The 5191-nt window shown below is 68.4% G+C and carries 5 protein-coding genes and 1 pseudogene; 5 read left to right on the top strand and 1 reads right to left on the bottom strand.

The window, feature by feature from the left end; all coding sequences use genetic code 11:
* Positions 1-122: pseudogene (locus ACFWBB_RS42315) on the top strand (MerR family transcriptional regulator); the annotation flags it as partial.
* Between the two features lie 318 nt (positions 123-440).
* Here ACFWBB_RS42315 and ACFWBB_RS42310 read toward each other — a convergent pair.
* Positions 441-1100, bottom strand: coding sequence for a formylglycine-generating enzyme family protein (locus ACFWBB_RS42310; RefSeq protein ID WP_385284553.1), 660 nt, complete (start codon positions 1098-1100; stop codon positions 441-443).
* 477 nt (positions 1101-1577) lie between these two features.
* Here ACFWBB_RS42310 and ACFWBB_RS42305 point away from each other — a divergent pair, with 477 nt between their 5' ends.
* From ACFWBB_RS42305 to ACFWBB_RS42290, 4 genes are all read left to right on the top strand, one after another.
* Complete coding sequence (locus tag ACFWBB_RS42305; RefSeq protein ID WP_385284550.1) at positions 1578-2096, top strand: hypothetical protein; 519 nt, start codon at positions 1578-1580, stop codon at positions 2094-2096.
* 433 nt (positions 2097-2529) lie between these two features.
* Positions 2530-2733 carry a cold-shock protein gene (locus ACFWBB_RS42300; RefSeq protein ID WP_023586116.1) on the top strand — a complete coding sequence of 68 codons (204 nt, stop codon included), beginning with the start codon at positions 2530-2532 and terminating at the stop codon, positions 2731-2733.
* A gap of 344 nt (positions 2734-3077) precedes the next feature.
* Positions 3078-4559, top strand: a complete 1482-nt coding sequence (locus ACFWBB_RS42295; protein WP_385284546.1) for a DEAD/DEAH box helicase — start codon at positions 3078-3080, stop codon at positions 4557-4559.
* A gap of 254 nt (positions 4560-4813) precedes the next feature.
* Positions 4814-5122 carry an SCO5918 family protein gene (locus ACFWBB_RS42290; RefSeq protein WP_385284543.1) on the top strand — a complete coding sequence of 103 codons (309 nt, stop codon included), beginning with the start codon at positions 4814-4816 and terminating at the stop codon, positions 5120-5122.
* Positions 5123-5191 lie beyond the last annotated feature (69 nt).

Below are 5191 nucleotides of genomic sequence, written 5' to 3'. Positions count from 1 at the left end.
ACCAGGGCACCCCCATCGAGGCCGCCTGCCGCATCATCATCCTCGAAGACCAACTCGAAGAAGCCCAGCGCCTCAACGCCGAACACCACCGCACCGCAACCCCGCACCCGGCCGGCGTCTGACCCGCACTTCACGGCGACGCCGTCTCGGCCTGTCTGCTGTTCGGTACCAGCGCGGTTCCTGATCATCGCCGGCATCTACACCCCGCTGGCGGTCCTGCTGCTGTCCGTGGTGTGGGCAGGCGCACTGGCCGGTATCGAGGGACACTGCCGGCGACGGCGACGGCGACGGCGACGGCGGCAGCCGGCAGCCAGGAGGTTGCATGGTCCGCTCAATCACCCACCGCCGAAACCGGATGCTCAAGTGGCGGACGTATGTGCCGGAGGCGGCGTACCGCAGGGTCTGCGAGCTGAACGGGCCGAGTGTGATGCACGAGCCTGTTACGGCCGAGGCAGTGGTGTGGAGCGTGCGATGCGGAATCCCACGTCGTCGATCCGGAAGGTCGGGTGGCTGCGCCGCCGTACCGACGCCCGGCAGCTCCAGTGCGCGTCGGCCCATCCACCACCACGGAGCACCCGGTAGGCGCCGTACACCTCGGCGTCGTAGACGTCCCAGCACCAGTCCCACACATTGCCCAGCATGTCGTGCAGACCCCATGCGTTGGGCTGCCTGCCGCCGACGGCATGGATCCGCCCATCGGAGTTGCCTTGGTACCAGGCGACCTCGTCGAGCCGGCCGTACCGCGCGCCGGTAGTCCCCGCACGACAGGCGTGCTCCCATTCGGCCTCGGTCGGCAGCCGGTACCCGTCCGCGGAGGTGTCCCATTCGGCCGTCTCGGCGTCGACGCACAGGACATACGCGGGCGTCAGCCCCTCGCGCCGGGACAAGGCGTTACAGAACTGGACGGCGTCCCACCACGAAACGCCCTCAACCGGCAGCCGCTCGCCTTGGGCGGTACTCGGCCGCCGGCCTGTGATCAGTGCGTACCAGGACTGGGTGACCGGGAACGCCGACATCTGAAACGGCGCGACCTCGACCGGCCAACTGCTCTGCGTCCGCCGGTCCGACAGCGTCACCCGTCCCGACGGGACGGCAACCATCTCGTTTCCTGCCCCCGCGTCCACAACGGACCACCCTACCGGCGTCTTCCTGTCGCTCTGCCGATCTCTCCGAGGGATCTGAGGAGACCGCGGAGCCGTTGCCGCCAGTGCCCAGCACCTCCGTCCGCTCAGCGGTGGAGCCAGATCAACTTCGTACGCCGTGGAGCCACTTCTCGTCCGTGCGGTGGAGCCCGAAGAAGCGCTACAAACAACCAGGTGTGCAGCGCCGAAGGCCGTTGCCCCACGATCTGCCGTCGCCGGTGGCCCGTACCAACCGAGTCGTCAAAGCCGACCATCTGCGACCAGCGTCCATCTGAGCGAAATCTCCGGATGCTGCGGTGCCGTGGAGCACGAAGGCCGGGAGCCGCGAAGAGCATGGCTCCCAGCGGACCGGTCACCCGTCCGGGCCTCTACCGATGTTGTGGAGCTGCGATGAGGCACCCCTGCCTGGCTGCTGTTGCATGTACCGCTGCCTTTGTGGCACTCGCCACCGGCGCGAGCGGCTGCTCCAGCGGTGGTGGTTCGTCGTCGTCCTCGTCGTCGGCTACGCCGTCGAGTGGGGCAACGAGCGCTGTTCCCGGTTACGGTAAAAGCCCGTCCGCACCGGCGAGCAGCGCCTCGACCGGCGCGCAGACCATGGTCAAGACCGCCACGGCTGACAAGCTCGGCACGATCTTGGTCGACGCGAAGGGCCGCACCCTCTACCTGTTCGAGGCGGACAAGTCGACGCAGTCGACCTGTAACGGTGCGTGCGCCTCGGCCTGGCCGCCGCTGCTTACGGCCGGTGCCCCAACGGCAGGCGGCTCGGCCAAGTCCGCGCTGCTGGGCACGACCAAGCGGTCCGACGGCAACACCCAGGTCACCTATCACGGGCATCCGCTGTACGGGTATGCCGGAGACTCCGGGCCGGGCGACACGAACGGTCAGGGCCTCAACCAGTTCGGCGCCGCCTGGTACGTGCTCAACGTCAGTGGCGAGAAGGTGGATCTGAGCTGACGACCGCCGACGCTGCGGCACCCGGACCGTTGCCGGGGCAGCCGTCCGAAACGACCGTGGGGGTGGTGTCGTAGGTGCTGCTCCACCAACCCGCGTCTGGCCGCACGCGCAGCTGGTGCCCGATCATCCTGAAACGTTGCCCTCCGGGTGGATCAATTTCTGTGCCCGCGAAGTGAGAGTTTGGCGGACCATGTAGTGAGAGTTTTTGCCGCGCTGAGCGGAGTGGAATTATGTAACGTGCGCAGGCCGTTCCAGCGTGCTACTGTCTATCTAAGTTGCAGTTGTGGTTCCCAAAACTTCAAGTGCCCCCATCAGGCTCTGCCGGGTGGGAGCGCTTTTGTATTTCCGGTCATTTCCGGGCGGGGTAATCATCGCGGCGACACGGCGTTCGCGCAGTGCGGATTCCGATGTACTGCCCCAAAGGAGATATGACATGGCTGCTGGTACCGTGAAGTGGTTCAACGCGGAAAAGGGCTTCGGCTTCATCGAGCAGGACGGTGGCGGCGCTGACGTGTTCGCCCACTACTCGAACATCGCCGCGCAGGGCTTCCGTGAGCTGCTCGAGGGTCAGAAGGTGACCTTCGACATCGCGCAGGGCCAGAAGGGCCCGACGGCCGAGAACATCGTTCCGGCCTGACGCTGACGCACAATCCGTAGCTGGGGCCCGCATCCTTCGGGGTGCGGGCCCCAGCTGCACGCGTTTCCCGCGATGGTTTCACCCGCGGGACGACTCGGAGGAATCCGCAGTCTCACCACACGTGGTCTCCTCCTTCAGAGATGCAGTCGGATCCTGAAGAGCTGCACCGCAGCCGACGCCTGGAATTTACATCTCCAGCACGTCACCATTTCCCCCCCTGTGCCCCCGGAAATTTCCGCCGGCCAGATTTGCTTTCTTTTGCCACCGGCCCATACTTGCAATTCTCCATGCCACTCATCGCAGCGGGAATTCCTTGATATGTGCCACATCGAGGAAGGTTCCGCATGAACCGCACGTACACGAACGACCGCTCCGCCCGTAACGGCAGCGCCGACGCCGGAAGGGGCGGCAGCCGCTTCGGCTCGCAGACACCGCGCCGTTCCGGCGGCCCTGCCCGTTCCGGCGGTTACGGCCGCCGGCCCGCCGCAGTGCAAGGTGAGTTCGCGCTGCCCAGGACGATCACCCCCGCGCTGCCCGCCGTCGAGGGCTTCGCCGATCTCGACATGCCCGAGCAGCTGCTGGCCGAACTCGGCAGGCAAGGGGTGAGCGCACCGTTCCCGATCCAGGGAGCGACGCTGCCGAACTCCCTGGCGGGCCGTGACGTCCTGGGCCGCGGACGCACCGGTTCCGGCAAGACCCTCGCCTTCGGCCTCGCCCTGCTCGCCCGCACCGCTGGACAGCGTGCCGAGCCCCGCCAGCCGCTGGGGCTGATCCTCGTACCGACGCGTGAGCTGGCGCAGCAGGTGACCGACGCCCTCACGCCGTACGCCCGCTCCGTCAAGCTGCGGCTCGCCACGGTGGTGGGCGGAATGCCGATCGGCAGGCAGGCCGGCGCGCTGCGCGGCGGGGCCGAGGTCGTCGTCGCGACCCCAGGCCGGCTCAAGGACCTCATCGACCGCGGCGACTGCCGGCTGAACCACGTGGGCATCACGGTGCTGGACGAGGCCGACCAGATGGCCGACATGGGTTTCATGCCCCAGGTCACCGCGCTGCTCGACCAGGTGCGTCCGGAGGGGCAGCGGATGCTGTTCTCCGCCACCCTGGACCGTAACGTCGACCTGCTGGTGCGCCGCTATCTGACCGACCCCGTCGTGCACTCGGTCGACCCGTCGGCCGGTGCGGTCACGACCATGGAGCACCACGTCCTGCACGTCCACGGCGCCGACAAGCACGCCGCCACGACCGAGATCGCCGCCCGCGACGGCCGCGTGATCATGTTCCTGGACACCAAGCACGCCGTCGACCGGCTGACCCAGGACCTGCTCAACAGCGGAGTACGGGCCGCCGCGCTGCACGGCGGCAAATCACAGCCGCAGCGCACTCGCACGCTGGCGCAGTTCAAGACGGGGCACGTCACCGTGCTGGTGGCGACCAACGTCGCGGCGCGCGGCATCCACGTCGACAACCTCGACCTCGTCGTCAACGTCGATCCGCCGACCGACCACAAGGACTACCTCCACCGCGGCGGCCGGACCGCCCGCGCCGGCGAGTCCGGCAGCGTCGTCACCCTCGTCACACCGAACCAGCGCCGAGGCATGGTCCGCCTGATGTCGGACGCCGGAATCCGGCCGCAGACCACCCAGATCCGCGCGGGCGACGAGGCCCTGAACCGGATCACCGGAGCCCAGGCCCCGTCCGGCATCCCGGTCGTCATCACCGCACCGGTGGTCGAACGCCCCAAGCGCAGCGCCTCCTCCCGAGGCCGACGCCGCCCCGCCTCGGCGACCCGGCGCGCCCCCGTACGCCAGTTTGACGCGGTGGCCTAGAAAACCGACCTCACTGCCGTTCGCGACAGCTCCGTCTGCACGGACCGCGTCCGCCCGCGCGGCATCCTCGGCGACCACGGATCGGTCACCTCACCTGTGAGCACGACGGCCGAAGCCGAGCATGCGATGCGCTCCCGTCGGCTCGGTGCCCAGCGAGTCGGCGACGAGCAAGGCAGTGCCCGGGCATCCTCGCCCTCTCGCTGAAACGCCTCACCCCCGGTCGGACCCTTCTCCCCTTCTCTCTGTGAGGCCACATGCGCTGCGTCATCGCCCGCTTCCCCTTCGAGCTCACCAAGGGCGGGGTGCTGGAATCGATGAAGGGCATCAAGCCCGAACCGGCCACCGGCGAATCCGTGATCATCGGCCGCCGTCACTACCCCGTCAAGCAAGTCGGCCAGGTCATCACCCGCCAGGACCGCCGTGACTTCAGCGCCGCCGAAGTCCTCCGGGCCATGGCCACGCTCGGCTTCACCTGCCGCGCCGTCCCCAAGGCCGCGCCCCTGGGCATCCTCGGCTCGCTGCAGGAAGCCTCCGCGATGCTCGGCACCCCCGCCGCGGTCTGACCGAGGGAACCAGGCACAAGCCCGGCACCTGAACAGCAGTGCGGGCCCGACCGGCGTACCGGTCGGGCC

It is taken from the genome of Streptomyces sp. NPDC060000, assembly GCF_042737375.1.
Lineage (GTDB): Bacteria > Actinomycetota > Actinomycetes > Streptomycetales > Streptomycetaceae > Streptomyces.
This window is presented reverse-complemented; position numbering and strand designations above follow the sequence as displayed.